The organism is Streptomyces sp. NPDC005808 (assembly GCF_042871385.1).
Lineage (GTDB): Bacteria > Actinomycetota > Actinomycetes > Streptomycetales > Streptomycetaceae > Streptomyces.
This window is the reverse complement of the sequence record NZ_JBIAIK010000005.1, coordinates 322,965-342,307: the sequence shown is the minus strand read 5'-3', so window position 1 is coordinate 342,307 and position 19,343 is coordinate 322,965. Positions and strand designations below refer to the sequence as shown.

Below are 19,343 nucleotides of genomic sequence, written 5' to 3'. Positions count from 1 at the left end.
CATAGTGCAGTTGCCAGGTTCAAGTCAAGATCTGTCTTTTCTTTGGTAACTCCGGTCCAATGTCGTCACTTGACACGCGTATACGCGCGCGGACCCCATGACCTGGACTCCTCCATCCGCGCGGGCGGGCGCGAGGGAGGACATCAAGTGACCAGCAGATCATGGACGTTCAGAGGGGCGGCGGTGGGCGTTGCCCTCGCGGCGGCCACTGCCACGTTCTCGACGTTCGCCGTGGCGCAGGCCGGCGCCGGCGCGTCGGCCCCGACGGTGGACCGCCGTGACCCGGCAGCGCCCGCCGCGAGCGACACCGAGCACGACCTCAAGGGCCCGTTCACGGACAGCGAGGCGGCTCAGCGCGAAGAGGCCCTTCAGCAGGTCATATCCGGCGAGGCCACGGCGCAGGAGCGCAACGGTTCGCAGGTGGTGCAGCTCGGCAAGGGCAAGTACGTCGAGCTCGCCCGCGAGAAGACCGACAAGATCTTCACCATCCTGGTCGAGTTCGGCGACCAGGTCGACCCCCGCTACGGCGGCACGGTCGGTCCGCTGCACAACGAGATAGCCGAGCCGGACCGCACCAAGGACAACAGCACGGCCTGGCAGGCGGACTACAACCAGGAGCACTTCAACGAGCTCTACTTCGGCACCGGCGAGGGTGTCGACTCGATGAAGACGTACTACGAGAAGCAGTCGTCCGGCCGTTACTCGGTCGACGGCGAGGTCTCGGACTGGGTCAAGGTCCCCTACAACGAGGCCCGTTACGGCTCCAACGACGCGAACACCGGCGCCTGGTACGCGGTGCAGGACGGCGTCACCGCCTGGGTCGCGGCGCAGGAGGCAGCAGGCGCGACCGACGCGGAGATCAAGGCGCAGCTGGCCGGGTACGACCAGTGGGACCGCTACGACTTCGACGGCGACGGCAACTTCAACGAGTCCGACGGCTACATCGACCACTTCCAGATCGTGCACGCCGGTGAGGACGAGTCCGCGGGCGGCGGCGCGCAGGGCGCGGACGCCATCTGGGCGCACCGCTGGTACGCGTTCGGCACCGACGCCGGTGCCACCGGACCCGAGGACAACAAGCTCGGCGGCGCCGCGATCGGCGACACCGGCATCTGGGTCGGCGACTACACCATCCAGCCGGAGAACGGCGGACTCGGCGTCTTCGCCCACGAGTACGGCCACGACCTCGGCCTGCCGGACCACTACGACACCAGCGGCGGCGAGAACTCCACCGGCTTCTGGACGCTGATGTCGTCCGGCTCCTGGCTCGGCACCGGTGAGGGCGCGATCGGCAACCTGCCCGGCGACATGACCGCCTGGGACAAGCTGCAGCTCGGCTGGCTCGACTACGACACGGCGAAGGCCGCGACGAGTTCGACGCACACCCTGGGCGTCGCCGAGTACAACACCAAGAACGCGCAGGCGCTCGTCGTCGAGTTGCCCGAGAAGACGGTCACCAACGAGATCGTCGAACCGGCGCAGGGCGCGACCCAGTGGTGGAGCGGCAGCGGCGACGGCCTCTCCAACACGCTGACCCGTCTCGTCGACCTGACGGGCAAGTCGGCGGCCACACTGACCCTCGACGGCTGGTGGGACATCGAGGCGGGCTTCGACTACCTCTACACCGAGGTGTCCACCGACGGCGGCGCCTCCTGGTCGGCCATCGACGGCACCGCGAACGGCGCGGCCATCAGCCGTGACGGCAGCGGCAAGCCGGCGCTCGACGGCACGACCGAGGCGTACACGAAGCTGTCGTACCCGCTGGACGCCTACGCGGGCCAGAACATCGGCCTGCGCTTCCGCTACGCGACCGACGGCGGCGTGGCCCAGAAGGGCTTCGCGGCCGACTCGATCTCCGTGACGGCGGACGGCGTTGCCCTCTTCTCCGACAACGCGGAGACCGCGGACGCCGCCTGGACCGCGGACGGCTTCTCCCGTGTCGGCGCGGCCATCACGGACGACTACGCGCAGTACTACATCGCCGAGAACCGCCAGTACGTGTCGTACGACAAGACTCTCCAGGTCGGCCCGTACAACTTCGGCTTCACGACGACCCGTCCGGACTGGGTGGAGCACTTCCCGTACCAGAACGGCCTGTTGATCTGGAAGTGGGACACCTCCCAGCCGGACAACAACACCAGCCAGCACCCCGGCACCGGTCTGGTGCTGCCGGTCGACGCCCACCCGACCGCGCTGAAGTGGTCGGACGGCACGCTGATGCGCAGCCGTATCCAGTCCTACGACTCGCCCTTCAGCCTGTACCGCACCGACGGCCTCACGCTGCACAAGGCGGACGCCGCGACCAAGATCGCGTCGCAGAAGGGTGTCTCGGTCTTCAACGACCGCACCAACACCTACTACGACACCAGCACCCCGCTCGCCGGGGTGAAGATCACTGACACCAACACCAAGATCACGATCGTCAGGGAGGCCCTGAACGGCTCCACGATCTCGCTCCAGGTCGGCCCTGCAGTGAAGTAAGCGACATTTCCCCAGGTCAGAGCATGATCGGCCGTGACCCCCTGGCGGGTCGCGGCCGATCGTGTTTAGGTGCGTCCTGTGATTCCCTTATTGACACCGGACCGCACGGGGGTGTGACTTTTCATGGCCGCAGGAGGTTTCTGCAAGCTGCCGAACGGCAGCGTGGTGGTGGCGTTGAACCTGCCCAGCCCGTCCACGCCGGCCGGCCTGTCCGCCTCCGGCGCCGGCTGCGTACGGGTGCTCGTGGTGGCCCAGAACCGGGCCCGCGCACTGACGAGGCTCCGCAATCTGGGCATGCGCGCCGTGTACCTGCGGGGCAACGCCCAGCCACCCACTCCGGACGAGATCACCGCGGTCCTGCACCACCCCGACGGCCTGATATGGCGCACGGCGCCGCTCCCTGACAACGGTGTCGCCGTCGCCGCGAGCATCGGCCCGGAGCGCGTCCAGGAGCTGTGGCGCCCGATCCGCGCGCTGATGCGCAGACCGGCGGCGCCCCAAGGCCTGTAGGGGGCCGTGGGGCGGCTCAGACCACCGGCTTGCCGGTCAGCTCCACGCCCGCGGCCCGCAGCTCCTCCAGCGCACGGTTCGTGGTCTCCGCGGCCACTCCGGCCGTCAGGTCGAGCAGGACCTGCGTTCGGAAGCCCTCGCGGGCGGCGTCCAGGGCGGTCGCGCGTACGCAGTGGTCGGTGGCGATGCCCACCACGTCCACCTCGTCGATCTCCCGGGCGCGCAGCCAGTCCGCCAGCGTCACCCCGTTCTCGTCGGCGCCCTCGAAGCCGCTGTACGCCGCCGCGTACGCGCCCTTGTCGAAGACGGCGTCGATGGCGCCGGAGGCGACGACCGGGGCGAAGTTCGGGTGGAAGCCGACGCCCTCGGTGCCGGCCACGCAGTGCGCGGGCCAGGAGTGGACGTAGTCCGGGTTGTCGGCGAAGTGGCCACCGGGGGCGATGTGGTGGTCGCGGGTCGCCACGACATGGCGGTAGCCGGCGGGTGCCTGCCCGATCAGCTCCGTGATGGCGGCGGCCACGTCGGCACCCCCCGCCACCGCGAGGCTGCCCCCCTCGCAGAAGTCGTTCTGCACGTCTACGACGATCAAGGCGCGGCGCATGGTCGGTGTCCTTCGGCTCGGCGGGCGATCGGTGGCGTCGGAAAGGCGTCGGAAAGGCGTCGGTAAAGGGGGCCCGGCCTGTGAGTTACCGAGCCTAGAGACTTCGAGTGCACTCCGGGAGGGTGCATTCGGCTGCTGCGCCGTGCCTCCGGGGGTGTGGAGGGGGCGCTTGTGCGGTGTGCAGAGGGCGTGGCCGTTGCCTTCCCGCTCACTGCCTGTTCATGCGCCCGCCCCATGGCCGTACGGCGTACGTCAGACGTACTCGGTGGGGATGACCGCCTCCCCGCGCGAGAGCTGGGTCGCCGACAGCGGCAGGTTGGCGCGGGCCGCCGAGTGCCGTTCCCGTACGACGTCCAGAGGCTCGCGGGCGATGACCTGACCGCCCTTGACCAGCTCGACCAGGAGCTGCCGGTCGGCCAGCTCGGCGGGCACCGGGCCGACGCCGATCACCTCGGCCTCGGCGATCCCGTGCTCGTCCAGGCGCCGCGCGGCCCACTTGCGCCCGCCGATGGAGGTCTTGCCGCCCAAGGACTTCTTGGCCACCGCCTCCAGCGGATCCCGCGGGTCCGCCGACTCGGCGCGGGCGACCAGCTTGTACACCATGGAGCAGGTCGGATGGCCGGATCCGGTCACCAGCTGGGTGCCGACGCCGTACGCGTCCACGGGCGCCGCGGCCAGCGAGGCGATCGCGTACTCGTCCAGGTCGGAGGTCACGATGATCCGCGTGCCGGTCGCGCCCAGCTCGTCCAGCTGCTGGCGCACCCGGTGCGCGACCAGGAGGAGGTCGCCCGAGTCGATGCGGACGGCGCCGAGCTCGGGCCCGGCGACCTCGACGGCCATCCGGACCGCCTCCGCGACGTCGTACGTGTCCACGAGCAGCGTGGTGCCCCGGCCGAGCGAGTTCACCTGGGCCTGGAAGGCGTCCCGCTCGTGGTCGTGGAGCAGGGTGAAGGCGTGCGCGGACGTCCCCACGGTCGGGATGCCGTAGCGGAAACCGGCGGCCAGATCGGAGGTGGTCGTGAAGCCCCCGACGTACGCGGCCCGCGCGGCGGCCACGGCGGCCAGCTCGTGGGTGCGCCGGGCGCCCATCTCGATCAGCGGGCGCCCGCCCGCGGCCGAGGCCATCCGGGAGGCGGCCGCGGCGATCGCCGAGTCGTGGTTGAGGATGGACAGGATCACGGTCTCCAGGAGCACGCACTCGGCGAACGAGCCCTCCACCCGCAGGACCGGTGAGCCCGGGAAGTACACCTCGCCCTCCGGGTAGCCCCAGATGTCGCCGCCGAAGCGGTAGGAGGCGAGCCAGTCCAGGGTCGGCTCGTCCACGATGTTGTGCTCGCGCAGAAAACCGAGGACGTCCGCGTCGAAACGGAAGTTCTCGACGGCGTCCAGAACGCGCCCGGTTCCGGCCACCACCCCATAGCGCCGCCCCTCGGGCAGCCTCCGGGTGAAGACCTCGAAGACCGAGCGCCGCTCGGCCGTCCCCGCCGCCAGGGCGGCCTGCAGCATCGTCAGCTCGTACTGGTCGGTGAAGAGCGCCGTAGAGGGAACGTCCACCGGCAGCCCAAGGTCCGCTGGGTTCACTGTGTTCTCCTCGCGATGTCGCTCCGAATGCCCCAGCCTCGGCCGGGGGTCCGGGGGTTGTCCCCCGGGGGATGCTGCATAGGACCGGATAGTACCCCCATCTCGTCACTCTGACGATTTGTGGGTTCGGGTTGTGGGACACCGGCGTTTCGGGATTGCGGGAAACCGGCGTTGCGTGGTCCGTTTGTGCGAGGACCCCCCTCTGGTGGCAGCATGGGCCGTGTGACGGCTCCCGCACCCCTAGAGACCGAGAAGACCGAGTCGGCGGAGGAGGTCTTCGCCGTACCCGAGCCGGATGTTCCCTGGCTGACGATCGTCCACAACGACCCGGTCAACCTCATGAGCTACGTGACGTATGTCTTCCAGACGTACTTCGGCTACACCAAGGACAAGGCCACCAAGCTCATGATGGACGTCCACCACAAGGGCCGGGCGGTCGTCTCCAGCGGAACCCGCGAGGAGATGGAGCGCGACGTACAGGCCATGCACGGCTACGGTCTGTGGGCCACCCTTCAGCAGGACCGGAAATAGCCCGAGCCCTGGAAACCGCGAGCAGGACCGGAAGTAGCGACACAACCTGATGCCAGGACACTTCGAACCGATTCCCGGCGGCGGCGCGGCCGTCGCGCTCGACGAGGTCGAGATCTCCATCATCCGCTCCCTCGCCGTCCAGCTCCTGGAGCTCATCGGTCCCGGGCCCGCCGAGAACGCCCCCGACGACCCGCTCGCCGAACTGTTCGCGGAGGGCCCCAGCGAGCCGCCCTCCGACCCCGTGCTGCAACGCCTCTTCCCCGACGCGTACAGCGGCCCCGACGTCGAGGCCCACTCACCCGAGCAGGCCGAGGAACAGCGCGCCTACTCCTCGGAGTTCCGCCGCTTCACCGAGAACGACCTGCGCGCGGGCAAGCGTGAGAACGCGCTCACGGTGATCCGCTCGCTGGACGCGGTGTCGTCCGGCGACGGCGGGGCGGTCGTCAAGCTGTCCGCCGACGAGGCCGAGCAGTGGCTGCGCGCCCTCAACGACCTGCGCCTGGCGATCGGCTCCCGGCTCGACGTCGTCGACGAGGAGGACACCGACCTCCTCTACCGACTGCCGGACGAGGACCCGCGCAAGCCGATGGTGATGGCGTACCTGTGGCTGGGCGGCCTCCAGGAGACGCTCGTCGAAGCCCTGATGCCCTGATCCACGACGGTGTCCGAGTTCGCTCAGGAGACGCTCAAATCCGAATAACGATCACGTCACCATGACCGCGCCCTATGGGGCGCGGTTCGTCGTTTGTCCGGGTCTTTCTGTGGCGTGCGCAACACGACCCCCCGTCGATCGACATTGCGGCCGTGATAAATCTTCACGACCGCCCGACAGGACACCACCCAGGTCCGGTCGGGTGCGCCACCGAGCCGGCGGATCGCCGGCCAGGCACAGCTCCACGTATCCGGGGGGATCGGAACCCGATCCGAGGCCAGTCCACTGGCCCGGACCGGCATGGAGAAAGGCGCACCACACATGACCTCGTCGCAGGTCGACCAGACCGACGAGCCGCGTGCCGGCAGTGAGGCCGTGGGCGGCGACGCCCCCGAAGAGGGGTACGAGCGCGGGCTCGGCAGCCGCCAGGTCCAGATGATCGCGATCGGCGGCGCCATCGGCGTCGGCCTCTTCCTGGGCGCCGGGGCGAACATCGCCAAGGCCGGCCCCAGCCTCATCCTCATGTACGCCCTCGCCGGCGTGATCATCTTCTTCATCATGCGGGCGCTCGGCGAACTGCTGCTCTACCGCCCGGTGTCGGGCTCCTTCGCGGAGTACTCCCGCGAGTTCCTCGGCCCGTTCTTCGGCTTCTTCACCGGCTGGACGTACTGGCTGATGTGGGTCGTCACCGGCATGGCGGAACTCACCGCCGCCGCGATCTACGTCCACTACTGGTTCCCGTCGGTACCGCGATGGGTGACAGCCCTGGTCTTCCTGATCGTCCTCTTCGTGGCCAACCTGATCTCGGTGAAGCTCTTCGGCGAGATCGAGTTCTGGTTCTCGATGGTCAAGGTCACCGCGCTCATCGGCATGATCGTGATCGGCCTCGGCGTCCTCACCTTCGGCTTCAGCGCCGCCGGTGACACGGCCGCCGTCTCCAACCTCTGGGCGTTCGACGGCTTCTTCCCCAAGGGCATCGGCTCCTCCCTGATGACCCTGCAGGGCGTCATGTTCGCCTACCTGGCGGTCGAGCTGGTCGGCGTCACCGCGGGCGAGTCCGAGAACCCCGAGAAGACCCTGCCCAAGGCGATCAACACCCTGCCCTGGCGCATCGCGCTCTTCTATGTCGGCGCCCTCACCGTCATCCTCTGTGTCGTGAAGTGGACGGAGTTCGCCCCGGGGATCAGCCCCTTCGTGGAGGCCTTCGCGCAGATCGGCATCCCGGCGGGTGCGGGAATCGTCAACTTCGTGGTCCTCACCGCCGCCCTCTCCTCCTGCAACTCGGGCATGTACTCCACCGGCCGCATGCTGCGCACCCTGGCCGACAACGGCGAAGCCCCGAAGATCTTCAGCAAGCTCTCCTCGACCAAGGCCCCGGCGTTCGGCATCACCGTCTCCGTGCTCTTCATGGGCATCGGCGTGGTCCTGAACTACGTCGTCCCGGAGAAGGCCTTCGGCTACGTCGTCTCGGTGGCCACCGCGGCCGGCATCTGGACCTGGCTGATGATCCTGATCAGCCACATCCGGTACCGCCGCGCGGTCGACGCCGGGCGCCTGCCCGCCTCCGCCTTCCCGGCCCCTGGCGGCGCGAAGTTCAGCTGGGTCGCGGTCGTCTTCCTGCTCTTCGTCACCTGCCTGATCGCGTACGACGCCGACTCCCGCGTCTGCCTGTACGTGATGGCAATCTGGGCCGCCGCCCTGGGCATCGGCTGGGCCATCCTCAAGGTGCGGAACCCGCAGGTCGCCGAGCGCCGCGAGCCGGACCTCGAGAAGACCGGCTGACCCCGCCCGTTCACCATGTGGGCCGCCCCGTACCACGCTTCGGTACGGGGCGGCCTTCTGCTTATCCTGGCCAGATGCTGACCATCACCCAGGCGCTGTTCGACCAGATCGTCGAGCACGCGCGCCAGGACCACCCCGACGAGGCATGCGGCGTCGTCGCCGGCCCGGAGGGCACCGACCGCCCCGAGCGGTTCGTCCCGATGCTCAACGCGGCCCGCTCACCCACGTTCTACGAGTTCGACTCCGGCGACCTCCTCAAGCTGTACCGCGAGCTGGACGACCGCGACGAGGAGCCCGTCGTCATCTACCACTCGCACACGGCGACCGAGGCATACCCCTCCCGCACCGACATCGCGTACGCCAACGAACCGGGCGCGCACTACGTACTGATCTCCACGGCCGACTCGGACGACGCCGGGCCCTTCCAGTTCCGCTCCTACCGGATCGTCGAAGGCGTGGTGACGGAGGAGGAGATCAAGGTGGTGGAGGCGTACTGAGTCCCGTACAGCGCACCCGGTCCCGCATGTCGATCAGAATTCATCCAGCATCTGAGATCACATTCCGGGACCCGGACCGGGAATCGATACGATGACCCCATGGTTTCCCACGACGTGAGCGACAAGACGCCGGGCATGCTGCTCGTGGCGCGGCTGCACGTCGACCTGTGCCGGCTGCAGAGCGCCATCTGTACGCGCTGACCCCTGCCGCCGCCGTACGGCCGTGAGCCGCGGCTCCGCAAACCGGCGTACACCCTGATCCACCGCGCTGCCGCGCGCCCACCGACCTGACTTTCCTCCCGACAGGAGCCCGCAACCATGGCCATCGAGGTCCGCATCCCCACCATCCTCCGCACCTACACCGACGGCCAGAAGGCCGTCGAGGGCGGCGGGGACACCCTCGCCGAGCTGTTCGCCGACCTCGACACCCGGCACACGGGCATCCAGGCCCGCATCGTGGACGGCGGCGAACTGCGCCGCTTCGTCAACGTCTACCTGAACGACGAGGACGTCCGCTTCCTCGAAGGCATCAACACCAAGCTGACCGACGGCGACAACGTGACGATCCTGCCGGCCGTCGCCGGCGGCATGGTCTGATCGGGCTCTGATCACTGATGCGTTACGACTCCCCGCTCGCCGCGGTGGGCAACACCCCTCTGGTGCGCCTGCCGCGGCTCTCGCCGTCCCCGGACGTGCGTATCTGGGCCAAGCTGGAGGACCGCAATCCGACCGGCTCGGTCAAGGACCGTCCGGCACTGCACATGGTCGAACAGGCGGAGAAGGACGGCCGCTTGACGCCCGGCTGCACGATCCTGGAGCCGACGTCCGGCAACACGGGCATCTCGCTCGCCATGGCCGCGAAGCTCAAGGGCTACCGCATGGTCTGCGTCATGCCCGAGAACACCTCGCAGGAACGGCGCGAGCTGCTCGCCATGTGGGGCGCGGAGATCATCCCCTCGCCCGCCGCCGGCGGCTCCAACACCGCCGTACGCGTCGCCAAGGAACTCGCCGCCGAGCACCCGGACTGGGTGATGCTCTACCAGTACGGCAACCCCGACAACGCCGGCGCCCACTACGCCACCACCGGCCCGGAGATCCTCGCCGACCTCCCCTCCGTCACCCACTTCGTGGCGGGCCTCGGCACCACGGGCACCCTCATGGGCGTCGGCCGCTTCCTGCGCGAGCACAAGCCGGACGTGAAGATCGTCGCCGCCGAGCCGCGCTACGACGACCTCGTGTACGGGCTGCGCAACCTCGACGAGGGTTTCGTACCCGAGCTGTACGACGCCTCCGTCCTCACCACCCGCTTCTCGGTGGGCTCCGCCGACGCGGTCACCCGCACCCGGGAACTGCTCCAGCAGGAGGGCATCTTCGCGGGCGTCTCCACAGGGGCCGCGCTGCACGCCGCGATCGGGGTCGGCAGGAAGGCCCTCGCCGCGGGCGAGACCGCCGACATCGTGTTCGTCGTCGCCGACGGGGGCTGGAAGTACCTGTCGACGGGGGTCTACACGGCCGCGACCACCGAGGAAGCGATCGAGACGTTGCAGGGGCAGCTGTGGGCGTAGGTATTTCAGCCCGTCCGGCGTTTGAGGACGAGCGCGTTCAGCGCGATTGGGGGGTCTGGGGGCGGTAGCCCCCAGGAACAAGGGACGGGCAGGGGCGGAGGGGGCGAAACCCCCGCAGCCTCAGCCCGCCAGATACCTCACCTGATCCCACAGCACCGGATCCACCACCCCGACCCGCCGCCGGAAGTTCCACACCGGGACCTCGCGCAGCTCATCCGTCTCCAGGAAGCTCGCCCGCCCCCGGGCATCGCCCACCGCGCCGGGCGGCAGCGGAATCACCCCGGCCCGCTCGTCGTGGTACTTGCTGGTGATCTTCGCGACGGTGACCACCTTGCCCCGCACGCCCAGCACGAGACACGGCCGGTCCTTGCCCCCCGGCCCGTCCTCGTAGGGAACGTCCGCCCACCAGATCTCCGCCGCCCGAGGCCGCGGCACCCGGCCCCGCCGGGGCCCGGTCGGCCGCCCGGGCGGCCGCGTGCGACGGGACGGCCGACGCCCTCGTCCCCAGCCGTCCACGAGCGTCGCGACCACCGCGAGCAGCACCACGGCCGCCAGCGCGAGCCACCAGGACGTGTCCATAGCAACGAAGGTACCGGTGCGTACCGTCAGCCGCCCCCTGCCCGGCCCGGGCCCGCCCGCCCGGCCCCCGCTCCCGGCCCCCGCTCCCGGTCCATCCGAACCGGTGACAACACAGGTGAGTTCGCCCACAACGGCCCCTGGCGGAGGAGCGACCGGCCCTTTTGCGCCTTACGCTCGACGGACCGCACGACCCCCGTTTCCCGTATCTGCTCCGAGTGCCCGCGCTGAGGATCCGCTCACCGCGTCCGCTCCCTGCACTTCCTGTCAGCGCGGAGGTTCCAGCTCATATGAAGCTCACCGTCGTCGGCTGCTCGGGGTCGTTCCCGTCCGCGGAATCGGCCTGTTCGAGCTACCTCGTAGAGGCCGACGGCTTCCGGCTGCTTCTCGACATGGGCAACGGTGCCCTTGGCGAGCTGCAGCGCCACTGCGGTCTTTACGACCTCGACGCGATCTTCCTCAGCCATCTGCACGCCGACCACTGCATCGACATGTGCGCGTACTTCGTCGCGCGCTACTACCGCCACGACGGCGGCCGCGCCGGCCCCATCCCCGTCTACGGACCCGAGGGCACGGAGCACCGCCTGACCACCGCCTACGCGGACACGCCCACGGCCTCGTCGATGAGCGAGGTGTTCGACTTCCACACGGTCAAGCCGGGCACCTTCGAGGTCGGCCCGTTCACCCTGCACACGGACCGGGTGCGCCACCCCGTGGAGGCGTACGGCATCCGCGTGGAGCACGGCGGACGCGCCCTGACCTACTCCGGGGACACGGGCGTGAGCGAGTCCCTCGACGAACTCGCCCGCGACAGCGACCTGTTCCTCTGCGAGGCCGCGTTCACGCACGGCAAGGAGAACATCCCCGACCTCCACCTCAACGGCCGCGAGGCAGGCGAAACCGCCACCCGCGCCGGCGCCCGCAAGCTCGTCCTCACCCACATCCCGCCGTGGACGGACCCCCGGATCAACCTGGCGGACGCCCGCGCGGTGTACGGCGGGCCGGTGGAGCTGGCGGCGCCCAGGATGTCGTACGAGATCTGAGCGATCCTGCGTACGCGAAGGCCCCGGAACCGAATCGGTTCCGGGGCCCTCGTCATGCCGTACGGGCTTATTCCCTACGAGCGAGGCTCACGCCTTGGTGAGGTCCTCGACCTCCTCCTCGGGCTCGCGGCCCGGGGTGGGGAGGTTGAACTTGACGATCGCGAAGCGGAAGACGACGTAGTAGATCACCGCGAAGACCAGGCCGATCGGGATGATCAGCCACGGCTTGGTGGCCAGGTTCCAGTTCAGCGCGTAGTCGATGAAGCCCGCGGAGAAGGTGAAGCCGTCGTGCACGCCGAGCGCCCAGGTGACCGCCATCGAGATGGCGGTGAGCACCGCGTGGATCCCGTACAGGACGGGCGCGATGAACATGAAGGAGAACTCGATCGGCTCGGTGATGCCGGTGACGAACGAGGTCAGGGCGAGCGAGATCATCATGCCGAGGACGGCCTTGCGGCGCTCCGGACGGGCGGTGTGGGCGATCGCCAGCGCGGCGGCAGGCAGGCCGAACATCATGATCGGGAAGAAGCCGGACATGAACTGGCCGGCGGTCGGGTCACCCGCGAAGAAGCGGGTCAGGTCGCCGTGCACGACCTCGCCGGTGGCGGGGTTGGTGAAGTCGCCGATCTGGAACCAGGCGACGGAGTTCACGAACTGGTGCATGCCGACCGGGATCAGCGCGCGGTTGATCAGACCGAACAGGCCCGCACCCAGCGAGCCCAGGCCGGTCATCCACTCGCCGAAGTTGGAGATGACCTCGCCGACCGGCTCCCAGACCAGACCGAAGACGACACCCATCGCGGTGCCCACGAAGGCCATGATGATCGGGACGAGGCGGCGGCCGTTGAAGAAGCCGAGCCAGTCGACCAGCCTGGTGCGGTGGAACCTCTGCCACAGCACGGCCGACAGCAGACCCATGAGGATGCCGCCGAGGACACCGGGGTTGTTGTACGTCGCTGCTATGTCCTCGCCGGCCTGGATCTTGACCTCGGTGACCGGGAAGGCCTTCAGCACATTGCTGTAGACCAGGAAGCCGACGAGGGCGGCGAGGGCCGTGGAGCCGTCGGCCTTCTTGGCGAAGCCGATCGCCACACCGATACAGAAGAGCAGCGGCAGGTTGTCGAAGATCGCGCCACCGGCGGTGGCGAAGACCGCAGTCAACTTGTCAGGGAAATGGAGTTTGTCGTGGATGTCGTCCTGCCCGAACCGAAGCAGGATGCCCGCCGCCGGCAGCACGGCGATCGGAAGCTGGAGACTGCGGCCGACTTTTTGAAGGCCCTGGATCAGACCGGATCCCCGCTTCTTCGCGGGTGCCGCCGTTGTGCTGGCGGTGCTCATAGTTCCTCCATGTACCGGAGCTGCCGGGGGGACGAGAAGGGGGGAAACGGGGGTGAAACGGGTGATAGGCAGCTTCACGTGGTCTACACCACTTGCTGGTGTAGACCTGTTTTAGCACGGTGAAGGTGGGATAAGGAACCCGCCAATTTTGTGGCCTGGGCCATAGCGGAAGAACCGGTCGTAAGCGTTCGTATTCATGACGAAGGGCCCCCGGACCAGGAGGTCCGGAGGCCCTTGAGCAGGGAAGATCTACGCGCAGGTGTGGTAAAGGATCATGCCTTGGTGGTGTCCTCGCGCTCCTCGTCCGGCTCCCGTCCCGGAGTCTTCAGGTCGAACTTGGTGATCGCGAAACGGAAGATCACGTAGTACACGACGGCGAAGCACAACCCGATCGGGATGATCGCCCAAGGCCTGGTCGCCAGGTTCCAGTTGATGACGTAGTCGATCAGACCCGCCGAGAAACTGAAACCGTCATGCACCCCAAGCCCCCACGTCACCGCCATCGAGACACCGGTGAGCAGCGCGTGCACCACGTACAGCAGCGGCGCGATGAACAAGAAGGAGTACTCGATCGGTTCGGTGATGCCCGTGACGAACGAGGTCAGCGCGACCGACAGCATCAGACCGCCAACCTCCTTGCGGCGATGCGGCTTTGCACAGTGCGTCATGGCCAGACAGGCCGCCGGCAGCGCGAACATCATGATGGGGAAGAAGCCCGACGTGAACTGCCCCGCGTTCGGATCGCCCGCCAGGAACATGTTGATGTCACCGTGCACCACCGTCCCGTCCGGCTTGGTGTACGTGCCGAACTGGAACCAGATGGGCACGTTCAGGAACTGGTGCAGACCGATCACCAGCAGCGCACGGTTCGCGATACCGAACAGACCGGCACCCCACGCGCCGAGCCCGACCAGCCAGTCGCTGAAGTTCTCCAGACCGTCACCGATCGGCGGCCACACCCACAGACACAGCGCCGCGAAAGCGATCGCCACGAACGACATGATGATCGGCACAAGCCGACGCCCGTTGAAGAAGCCGAGCCAGTCCACCAGCTTCGTACGGTGGAAACGCTGCCAGAAGTACGCCGACAGCAACCCGATGACGATGCCGCCGAAGACCCCCGGATTCTGGTACGAGAAAGCGGTCACCGTGCCGTCCGACGCCTGGCAGCCGGCCGCCACCTTCTGCGCCCCGCTCGCGCAGTCGATCGGGAACTGCCGCAACACGTTGTAGTAGACGAGAAACCCCGCGACCGCAGCCAACGCGGTCGACCCGTCCGACTTCTTCGCCATCCCGATGGCCACGCCCACACAGAACAGCAACGGCAGCCCCAGCGAGCCGTCGAGCAGCGCGCCACCGGCGCCCGCCATCACCTTGGAGACGTTCGTCCAACCGAGACCCTCGTCACCGAACACGTCCGGCTGGCCCAGCCGGTTGAGAATGCCCGCCGCCGGCAGTACGGCAATGGGAAGCTGAAGACTCCGGCCCATCTTCTGCAGACCCTGGAACAGATTGCTCCAAGGCGTGCGCGCGGGTGCGGCGGCACTGCTGGCACTCATCGGCGTCCTCCGGACGGAACCGGGCTTGGCGCCCGTTCGCCGACTGGTGTAGACCAGTCCCTGAACGGTCGCGCTGTCGTGAACGCCATGATTCGGCACCCATGACATGACCGCTCGCGAAGATGGGCCAACTGTGGGTTACTGCGACAAAGCGGTTCGGATCAGGGAGTAGGACATGGCCACCAAGGCTGAGAAGATCGTCGCCGGGCTCGGCGGCATCGAGAACATCGAAGAGGTCGAAGGCTGCATCACCCGCCTCCGCACCGAGGTCATCGACCCGAGCAAGGTCGACGAAGCCGCCCTGAAGGCCGCCGGCGCCCACGGCGTCGTCAAGATGGGCACCGCCATCCAGGTCGTCATCGGCACCGACGCCGACCCGATCGCGGCGGACATCGAAGACATGATGTGAACCACCACGCTTACTGAGCCCGCGCGGCTCACACCTGAGGGGCTGCTTCCGTAACCGGCGGCAGCCCCTCACCCGTATACGGCTAGGCTCATCGCCATGTCTCGTATCGACGGCCGCACCCCCGAACAGCTGCGCCCCATCACCATCCAGCGTGGCTGGAGCAAGCACGCCGAGGGCTCCGTCCTCGTCTCCTTCGGCGACACCAAGGTCTTCTGCACCGCCTCCGTCACCGAAGGCGTCCCACGCTGGCGCAAGGGCAGCGGAGAAGGCTGGGTCACCGCCGAGTACTCGATGCTCCCGCGGGCCACCAACACCCGCGGCGACCGCGAGTCCGTCCGCGGCAGGATCGGCGGCCGCACCCACGAGATCTCCCGCCTCATCGGCCGCTCCCTGCGCGCCGTCATCGACTACAAGGCCCTCGGCGAGAACACCATCGTCCTCGACTGCGACGTCCTCCAGGCCGACGGAGGCACCCGCACCGCCGCCATCACCGGCGCATACGTCGCCCTCGCCGACGCCGTCACCTGGGCCCAGGGCAAGAAGCTCATCAAGGCCGGCCGCCAGCCCCTCACCGGCACCGTGTCCGCGGTCTCCGTCGGCATCGTCGGCGGCATCCCGCTCCTCGACCTCTGCTACGAGGAAGACGTGCGGGCCGACACCGACATGAACGTCGTCTGCACCGGCGACGGCCGCTTCGTCGAGGTCCAAGGCACCGCCGAGGCCGAGCCCTTCGACCGCGACGAGCTCAACTCCCTTCTAGACCTGGCCGTTTCCGGCTGCACCGAGCTGGCCGCCTTCCAACGCAAGGCACTTGATACGGTCCTGGAAAAGTAAAGGGCGCACCAACAGGTGCGGTCGGACCGGGCAACCGCGCCACCCGACCTCGCGTCACAAGGGGTACGGGCGTACGGCACACCGCGGTACGCCCGGCCACCGCGGTACGACCGGCACAGCAACGGGGGGCCACCACGGCCTGCCCAGGGGAGGAACACAACCATGGCCGCGAGCCGACGACGCCGACGCGGGAGCCGTACCACCGCCATCGCCGCCACCGTGGCAGCGGTGGCGCTGACCGCCGGACTCACCACCGGCTGCGACGCCGTCAACAAGGCACTGGACTGCGTCCAGACCGCCGACGCCATCGCCGACAGCGTCACCGACCTCCAACAAGCCGTCGAGAACGCGGCGAACGACCCCACGCAGACCGAGGAATCCCTCGACGCGATCGACAAGAACCTCGACGAGATCAGCGACAAGACCGACAACGCCGACGTCAACAAGGCGGTCGACGACCTGAACACGGCCGTGGACAACGTCCGCACGGCCGTCCAGAACGGCGACGAGACCCCGGACGTCAGCCCCGTCACGGACGCGGCCGGCGAACTGACGAAGGTCTGCACGTCGTAACTCCGTAGGGGAGGGGTGGCGGGGTCGGCCGGGATATCGGGGGGCGCGGGGGAGTCCCGGGATCCCAGCGATCTCTGAACGCCCGGGAGACCCGGGATACTGGACGCCATGACCCGCCTGATCCTCGCCACCCGCAACGCCGGAAAAGTCACCGAGCTGAAGGCGATCCTCGCCGACGCAGGTCTCACCCACGACCTCGTCGGCGCGGACGCCTACCCCGACATCCCCGACGTCAAGGAAACCGGCGTCACCTTCGCCGAGAACGCCCTGCTGAAGGCCCACGCCCTCGCCCAGGCCACCGGCCTCCCCGCCGTCGCCGACGACTCCGGCCTCTGCGTCGACGTCCTCGGCGGCGCCCCCGGCATCTTCTCCGCCCGCTGGGCGGGCCGGCACGGCGACGACGCCGCGAACCTGGCCCTGCTCCTGGCCCAGCTCGGCGACATCCCGGACGAACACCGGGGTGCCCACTTCGCGTGCGCGGCGGCGCTCGCCCTGCCGGACGGCACGGAACGGGTGGTCGAGGGGCAGCTGCGGGGGGTGCTGCGGCACGCTCCCGCCGGCGCGAACGGCTTCGGCTACGACCCGATCCTGCAGCCGGAGGGAGAGACGCGGACCTGCGCGGAACTCTCGGCCGAGGAGAAGAACGCGATCAGCCATCGGGGGAAGGCGTTCCGGGGGTTGGTGCCGGTGGTTCGGGAGTTGCTGGGCTGAGGGCGGACACGGGAACGGCCTGCGAATCCTTCGATTCGCAGGCCGTTTCCAGTGCGGCGGAAGGGATTCGAACCCTCAAGCCGTTTCACGGGCCACAGATCCTAAGTCTGCTGTGTCGCCAGTTGCACCACCGCCGCTAGCCGTTCGTCATGGTACCGGGCAGGCGGCTGCAGGTGCGCGGGGGTTTGTGTCACGCCGTTTCCCGGCTCCGACTACCTCCCCTGCACCAGGTACTGGTGATCGCGTGACAGTTGGGGCACAGCAACCGCAGGTTCTCGCGCCGGTCGTCGCTCCAATCGCCGTTGATGTGGTCGACCTCGAGGGTCATGGACTTGCCGAGCCATTTCGGGCCAGTGCCGCACATGGTGCACTCTTCGACTACGCCGACCTCGTTGAGCGCTCGACGGAGGCGCATTGTCGTCGTCCGGTGCTTGCCGCTGTGCTGCACCAGAACATCCTCGGGGCGCTTGGCGTTAGGGGCCCGCCTTCCTCGTTGGTGTGCCTGTCCCAGGAAGTGTGCCGTCGTGAGGTGATCGTCGGCGATCCACTTGCGCAGCTTCTGTCGCTGCGCAGCGTTGTCCGTGCGGCCCAGGTTGCGCAGTACCTCGGCAAAGGAGGCGGACTCGGCGACGGCAGCCCGTAGCTCGTCGTGTGTGGGTCGTGTGGACCTGCCACAAGGGCCGAAGTGCGAGATGTCGATGCCGAAGTGGGCGAATCGCTGGGCGAGGTACTTGCGGAGGTAGCCGTATGGCCGGGTGCCGAAGAAGGCAATGACCTCGTCGAGGTCGGAACACCGAGCTGCTGCCTCGGTCAGGCGCTCGCGTGTGTACTGCACGCCACTGGTCACGAGGCGCGCCCCTTGCCGCGCCCTCGGTAGCTGTCTGTCGTCGAGTGGCAGTTGGGGCAAAGGAGCCTCAGGTTTTCGACGCGATTGTTCCGCCAGTTGCCGTCGACGTGGTCGACCTCCAAGGGGAGCGGCTCCCCGAGCCACACCCCTTCGATCCCGCACAGAGCGCAGCGCTCCTCTACGCCCAGTTCGCCAATCGCCCGCTTCAGACGGCTGCTTGGGACCCGCCTGGCGTGGGCCGACGTGTCCTCGGTGAGGATCTCTTCGGCAGTTCGGCGCCGCTGGTTACACCGCTGCCGCTCCGTGCGGACCACTGGTGTGAAGTGCGAAGTGTCGATGCAGTAGGCCTTGATGCGGCGGGAGATGTTCGTATGGTGTCCGCCGACGACGTCGAGCCCGAGCCGCCGTAGAACCTCGTTGACGCTGGTCGACGCTGCGACCACCGGCTCAAGGATCTCCCTCGTCCACTTGGCGCCCTCGCGCTCGAAGTGCGAGACGTTGACCCCCAGCTTCTTCATCCGATCGGAGATGTACCGCCGCTTCCAGCTCTTCGGATCCACCCCCAACTTCCCCAACGCCTCCGACAACGTCCGCGACGAGCTCGCCGCCTCCTCCAGGCGCTCCCTGGTGTACGGGCTGACCGGCATGATTCCCCTCCGTTCCGGCCACACGTTCGTGACCTCGTACGGAGTAACGAACCGTTTATCGGACAGTCACGCCCGAAACGTAAAACGGCCCGTAATCGGATCGCTCCGGTACGGGCCGTTCCTGAAGCGACAGTGACCTCAGATCCCCAGGTCCTTGATGATCTTCGCTACGTGGCCCGTGGCCTTGACGTTGTAGAAGGCGTGTTCGATCTTGCCCTCCTCGTCTACGACGACCGTGGAGCGGATGACGCCGACGTAGGTCTTGCCGTAGTTCTTCTTCTCGCCGTAGGCGCCGTACGACTCGATGACCTTGGTGTCCGGGTCGCCGACGAGGGTCACCTTCAGGTTCTCCTTCTCGCGGAACTTGGCGAGCTTTTCGGGCTTGTCGGGGGAGACGCCGATGACGTCGTAGCCGGCGGTTGCCAGGACGTCGAGGTTGTCGGTGAAGTCACAGGCCTGCTTGGTGCAGCCGGGGGTCAGGGCGGCCGGGTAGAAGTAGACGATGACCTTGCGGCCCTTGTGGTCGGCGAGGGAGACCTCGTTGCCGTCGGCGTCGGGCAGGGTGAAGGCGGGGGCGGTGTCGCCGGGCTGGAGTCGCTCGCTCAT

Annotated in this window: 22 protein-coding genes and 1 tRNA gene; 14 read left to right on the top strand and 9 right to left on the bottom strand. The window is 68.3% G+C overall.

Going from position 1 to position 19,343, the window contains the following annotated elements; translation table 11 throughout:
• Positions 1-147: 147 nt before the first annotated feature.
• Complete coding sequence (locus ACFYPC_RS14425; RefSeq protein ID WP_388674961.1) at positions 148-2,481, top strand: immune inhibitor A domain-containing protein; 2,334 nt, start codon at positions 148-150, stop codon at positions 2,479-2,481.
• Between the two features lie 123 nt (positions 2,482-2,604).
• Entirely contained in the window at positions 2,605-2,991 is a 387-nt protein-coding gene (locus ACFYPC_RS14420; protein WP_388674958.1) for a hypothetical protein, read from the top strand.
• 16 nt (positions 2,992-3,007) lie between these two features.
• On the opposite strand, the gene ACFYPC_RS14415 is transcribed toward ACFYPC_RS14420, so the two are convergent.
• Together ACFYPC_RS14415 and ACFYPC_RS14410 are read right to left on the bottom strand one after the other, a co-directional pair.
• A complete protein-coding gene (locus ACFYPC_RS14415) occupies positions 3,008-3,592 on the bottom strand; it encodes an isochorismatase family protein (protein WP_388674955.1) in 585 nt (194 codons plus the stop codon).
• Between the two features lie 252 nt (positions 3,593-3,844).
• Positions 3,845-5,173 (bottom strand): nicotinate phosphoribosyltransferase, encoded by a 1,329-nt coding sequence (locus ACFYPC_RS14410; protein WP_388674953.1) that lies wholly within the window; start codon positions 5,171-5,173, stop codon positions 3,845-3,847.
• A 213-nt stretch (positions 5,174-5,386) separates the two neighbouring features.
• Between ACFYPC_RS14410 and clpS the strand changes: the two genes are divergently transcribed.
• The 7 genes from clpS to ACFYPC_RS14375 all read left to right on the top strand — a co-directional run bounded on the left by clpS (position 5,387) and on the right by ACFYPC_RS14375 (position 10,200).
• Positions 5,387-5,704: an ATP-dependent Clp protease adapter ClpS gene (gene clpS / locus ACFYPC_RS14405; RefSeq protein WP_384375623.1), complete on the top strand. Its 318-nt coding sequence runs from the start codon at positions 5,387-5,389 to the stop codon at positions 5,702-5,704.
• 49 nt (positions 5,705-5,753) lie between these two features.
• Positions 5,754-6,356, top strand: coding sequence for a DUF2017 domain-containing protein (locus ACFYPC_RS14400; protein WP_388674950.1), 603 nt, complete (start codon positions 5,754-5,756; stop codon positions 6,354-6,356).
• Between the two features lie 321 nt (positions 6,357-6,677).
• Entirely contained in the window at positions 6,678-8,138 is a 1,461-nt protein-coding gene (locus ACFYPC_RS14395; RefSeq protein WP_388674947.1) for an amino acid permease, read from the top strand.
• A gap of 74 nt (positions 8,139-8,212) precedes the next feature.
• Positions 8,213-8,635: a Mov34/MPN/PAD-1 family protein gene (locus ACFYPC_RS14390; RefSeq protein ID WP_388674944.1), complete on the top strand. Its 423-nt coding sequence runs from the start codon at positions 8,213-8,215 to the stop codon at positions 8,633-8,635.
• A 99-nt stretch (positions 8,636-8,734) separates the two neighbouring features.
• A complete protein-coding gene (locus ACFYPC_RS14385; protein WP_313904860.1) occupies positions 8,735-8,836 on the top strand; it encodes a putative leader peptide in 102 nt (33 codons plus the stop codon).
• Between the two features lie 117 nt (positions 8,837-8,953).
• A complete protein-coding gene (locus tag ACFYPC_RS14380; RefSeq protein WP_388674942.1) occupies positions 8,954-9,232 on the top strand; it encodes a MoaD/ThiS family protein in 279 nt (92 codons plus the stop codon).
• A gap of 17 nt (positions 9,233-9,249) precedes the next feature.
• On the top strand, positions 9,250-10,200 hold the full coding sequence (locus ACFYPC_RS14375) for a PLP-dependent cysteine synthase family protein (RefSeq protein ID WP_388674940.1): 951 nt from the start codon (positions 9,250-9,252) through the stop codon (positions 10,198-10,200).
• 120 nt (positions 10,201-10,320) lie between these two features.
• On the opposite strand, the gene ACFYPC_RS14370 is transcribed toward ACFYPC_RS14375, so the two are convergent.
• Complete coding sequence (locus ACFYPC_RS14370) at positions 10,321-10,779, bottom strand: type II toxin-antitoxin system PemK/MazF family toxin (protein ID WP_388674938.1); 459 nt, start codon at positions 10,777-10,779, stop codon at positions 10,321-10,323.
• 287 nt (positions 10,780-11,066) lie between these two features.
• On the opposite strand from ACFYPC_RS14370, the gene ACFYPC_RS14365 reads away from it, so the two are divergent.
• Positions 11,067-11,819 carry an MBL fold metallo-hydrolase gene (locus tag ACFYPC_RS14365; protein ID WP_388674935.1) on the top strand — a complete coding sequence of 251 codons (753 nt, stop codon included), beginning with the start codon at positions 11,067-11,069 and terminating at the stop codon, positions 11,817-11,819.
• An 87-nt stretch (positions 11,820-11,906) separates the two neighbouring features.
• On the opposite strand, the gene ACFYPC_RS14360 is transcribed toward ACFYPC_RS14365, so the two are convergent.
• Both ACFYPC_RS14360 and ACFYPC_RS14355 read right to left on the bottom strand, forming a co-directional pair.
• Positions 11,907-13,157 carry a PTS transporter subunit EIIC gene (locus ACFYPC_RS14360; protein ID WP_388674933.1) on the bottom strand — a complete coding sequence of 417 codons (1,251 nt, stop codon included), beginning with the start codon at positions 13,155-13,157 and terminating at the stop codon, positions 11,907-11,909.
• Positions 13,158-13,429: 272 nt separating this feature from the next.
• Positions 13,430-14,716, bottom strand: a complete 1,287-nt coding sequence (locus ACFYPC_RS14355) for a PTS transporter subunit EIIC (protein WP_388674930.1) — start codon at positions 14,714-14,716, stop codon at positions 13,430-13,432.
• Positions 14,717-14,891: 175 nt separating this feature from the next.
• On the opposite strand from ACFYPC_RS14355, the gene ACFYPC_RS14350 reads away from it, so the two are divergent.
• The 4 genes from ACFYPC_RS14350 to rdgB all read left to right on the top strand — a co-directional run bounded on the left by ACFYPC_RS14350 (position 14,892) and on the right by rdgB (position 17,243).
• A complete protein-coding gene (locus ACFYPC_RS14350; protein ID WP_112449866.1) occupies positions 14,892-15,125 on the top strand; it encodes a glucose PTS transporter subunit EIIB in 234 nt (77 codons plus the stop codon).
• A 96-nt stretch (positions 15,126-15,221) separates the two neighbouring features.
• Positions 15,222-15,959, top strand: coding sequence for a ribonuclease PH (gene rph / locus ACFYPC_RS14345; protein WP_388674926.1), 738 nt, complete (start codon positions 15,222-15,224; stop codon positions 15,957-15,959).
• A gap of 162 nt (positions 15,960-16,121) precedes the next feature.
• Entirely contained in the window at positions 16,122-16,532 is a 411-nt protein-coding gene (locus ACFYPC_RS14340) for a hypothetical protein (protein WP_388674924.1), read from the top strand.
• 108 nt (positions 16,533-16,640) lie between these two features.
• Positions 16,641-17,243 (top strand): RdgB/HAM1 family non-canonical purine NTP pyrophosphatase, encoded by a 603-nt coding sequence (rdgB, locus tag ACFYPC_RS14335; protein WP_388674920.1) that lies wholly within the window; start codon positions 16,641-16,643, stop codon positions 17,241-17,243.
• Between the two features lie 52 nt (positions 17,244-17,295).
• Here the strand turns inward: rdgB and ACFYPC_RS14330 are convergent.
• From ACFYPC_RS14330 to bcp, 4 genes are all read right to left on the bottom strand, one after another.
• Positions 17,296-17,380: transfer RNA gene (locus tag ACFYPC_RS14330), tRNA-Leu, on the bottom strand.
• A 53-nt stretch (positions 17,381-17,433) separates the two neighbouring features.
• Positions 17,434-18,090 (bottom strand): HNH endonuclease, encoded by a 657-nt coding sequence (locus ACFYPC_RS14325; RefSeq protein ID WP_388674917.1) that lies wholly within the window; start codon positions 18,088-18,090, stop codon positions 17,434-17,436.
• A complete protein-coding gene (locus ACFYPC_RS14320; RefSeq protein WP_388674915.1) occupies positions 18,087-18,737 on the bottom strand; it encodes an HNH endonuclease signature motif containing protein in 651 nt (216 codons plus the stop codon). Before ACFYPC_RS14320 ends, ACFYPC_RS14325 begins: the two co-directional genes overlap by 4 nt.
• Before the next feature lie 138 nt (positions 18,738-18,875).
• Positions 18,876-19,343, bottom strand: coding sequence for a thioredoxin-dependent thiol peroxidase (gene bcp / locus ACFYPC_RS14315; RefSeq protein WP_388674913.1), 468 nt, complete (start codon positions 19,341-19,343; stop codon positions 18,876-18,878).

What these genes read in the sequence shown, in the direction of transcription:
- ACFYPC_RS14420 (WP_388674958.1), top strand. Translation starts at nt 2,605, where the DNA reads ATGGCCGCAGGAGGTTTCTGCAAGCTGCCGAACGGCAGCGTGGTGGTG.
- ACFYPC_RS14415 (WP_388674955.1), bottom strand. Translation starts at nt 3,592, where the DNA reads ATGCGCCGCGCCTTGATCGTCGTAGACGTGCAGAACGACTTCTGCGAG.
- clpS (WP_384375623.1), top strand. Translation starts at nt 5,387, where the DNA reads ATGGGCCGTGTGACGGCTCCCGCACCCCTAGAGACCGAGAAGACCGAG.
- ACFYPC_RS14400 (WP_388674950.1), top strand. Translation starts at nt 5,754, where the DNA reads ATGCCAGGACACTTCGAACCGATTCCCGGCGGCGGCGCGGCCGTCGCG.
- ACFYPC_RS14395 (WP_388674947.1), top strand. Translation starts at nt 6,678, where the DNA reads ATGACCTCGTCGCAGGTCGACCAGACCGACGAGCCGCGTGCCGGCAGT.
- ACFYPC_RS14390 (WP_388674944.1), top strand. Translation starts at nt 8,213, where the DNA reads ATGCTGACCATCACCCAGGCGCTGTTCGACCAGATCGTCGAGCACGCG.
- ACFYPC_RS14385 (WP_313904860.1), top strand. Translation starts at nt 8,735, where the DNA reads ATGGTTTCCCACGACGTGAGCGACAAGACGCCGGGCATGCTGCTCGTG.
- ACFYPC_RS14380 (WP_388674942.1), top strand. Translation starts at nt 8,954, where the DNA reads ATGGCCATCGAGGTCCGCATCCCCACCATCCTCCGCACCTACACCGAC.
- ACFYPC_RS14375 (WP_388674940.1), top strand. Translation starts at nt 9,250, where the DNA reads ATGCGTTACGACTCCCCGCTCGCCGCGGTGGGCAACACCCCTCTGGTG.
- ACFYPC_RS14370 (WP_388674938.1), bottom strand. Translation starts at nt 10,779, where the DNA reads ATGGACACGTCCTGGTGGCTCGCGCTGGCGGCCGTGGTGCTGCTCGCG.
- ACFYPC_RS14365 (WP_388674935.1), top strand. Translation starts at nt 11,067, where the DNA reads ATGAAGCTCACCGTCGTCGGCTGCTCGGGGTCGTTCCCGTCCGCGGAA.
- ACFYPC_RS14360 (WP_388674933.1), bottom strand. Translation starts at nt 13,157, where the DNA reads ATGAGCACCGCCAGCACAACGGCGGCACCCGCGAAGAAGCGGGGATCC.
- ACFYPC_RS14355 (WP_388674930.1), bottom strand. Translation starts at nt 14,716, where the DNA reads ATGAGTGCCAGCAGTGCCGCCGCACCCGCGCGCACGCCTTGGAGCAAT.
- ACFYPC_RS14350 (WP_112449866.1), top strand. Translation starts at nt 14,892, where the DNA reads ATGGCCACCAAGGCTGAGAAGATCGTCGCCGGGCTCGGCGGCATCGAG.
- rph (WP_388674926.1), top strand. Translation starts at nt 15,222, where the DNA reads ATGTCTCGTATCGACGGCCGCACCCCCGAACAGCTGCGCCCCATCACC.
- ACFYPC_RS14340 (WP_388674924.1), top strand. Translation starts at nt 16,122, where the DNA reads ATGGCCGCGAGCCGACGACGCCGACGCGGGAGCCGTACCACCGCCATC.
- rdgB (WP_388674920.1), top strand. Translation starts at nt 16,641, where the DNA reads ATGACCCGCCTGATCCTCGCCACCCGCAACGCCGGAAAAGTCACCGAG.
- ACFYPC_RS14320 (WP_388674915.1), bottom strand. Translation starts at nt 18,737, where the DNA reads ATGCCGGTCAGCCCGTACACCAGGGAGCGCCTGGAGGAGGCGGCGAGC.
- bcp (WP_388674913.1), bottom strand. Translation starts at nt 19,343, where the DNA reads ATGAGCGAGCGACTCCAGCCCGGCGACACCGCCCCCGCCTTCACCCTG.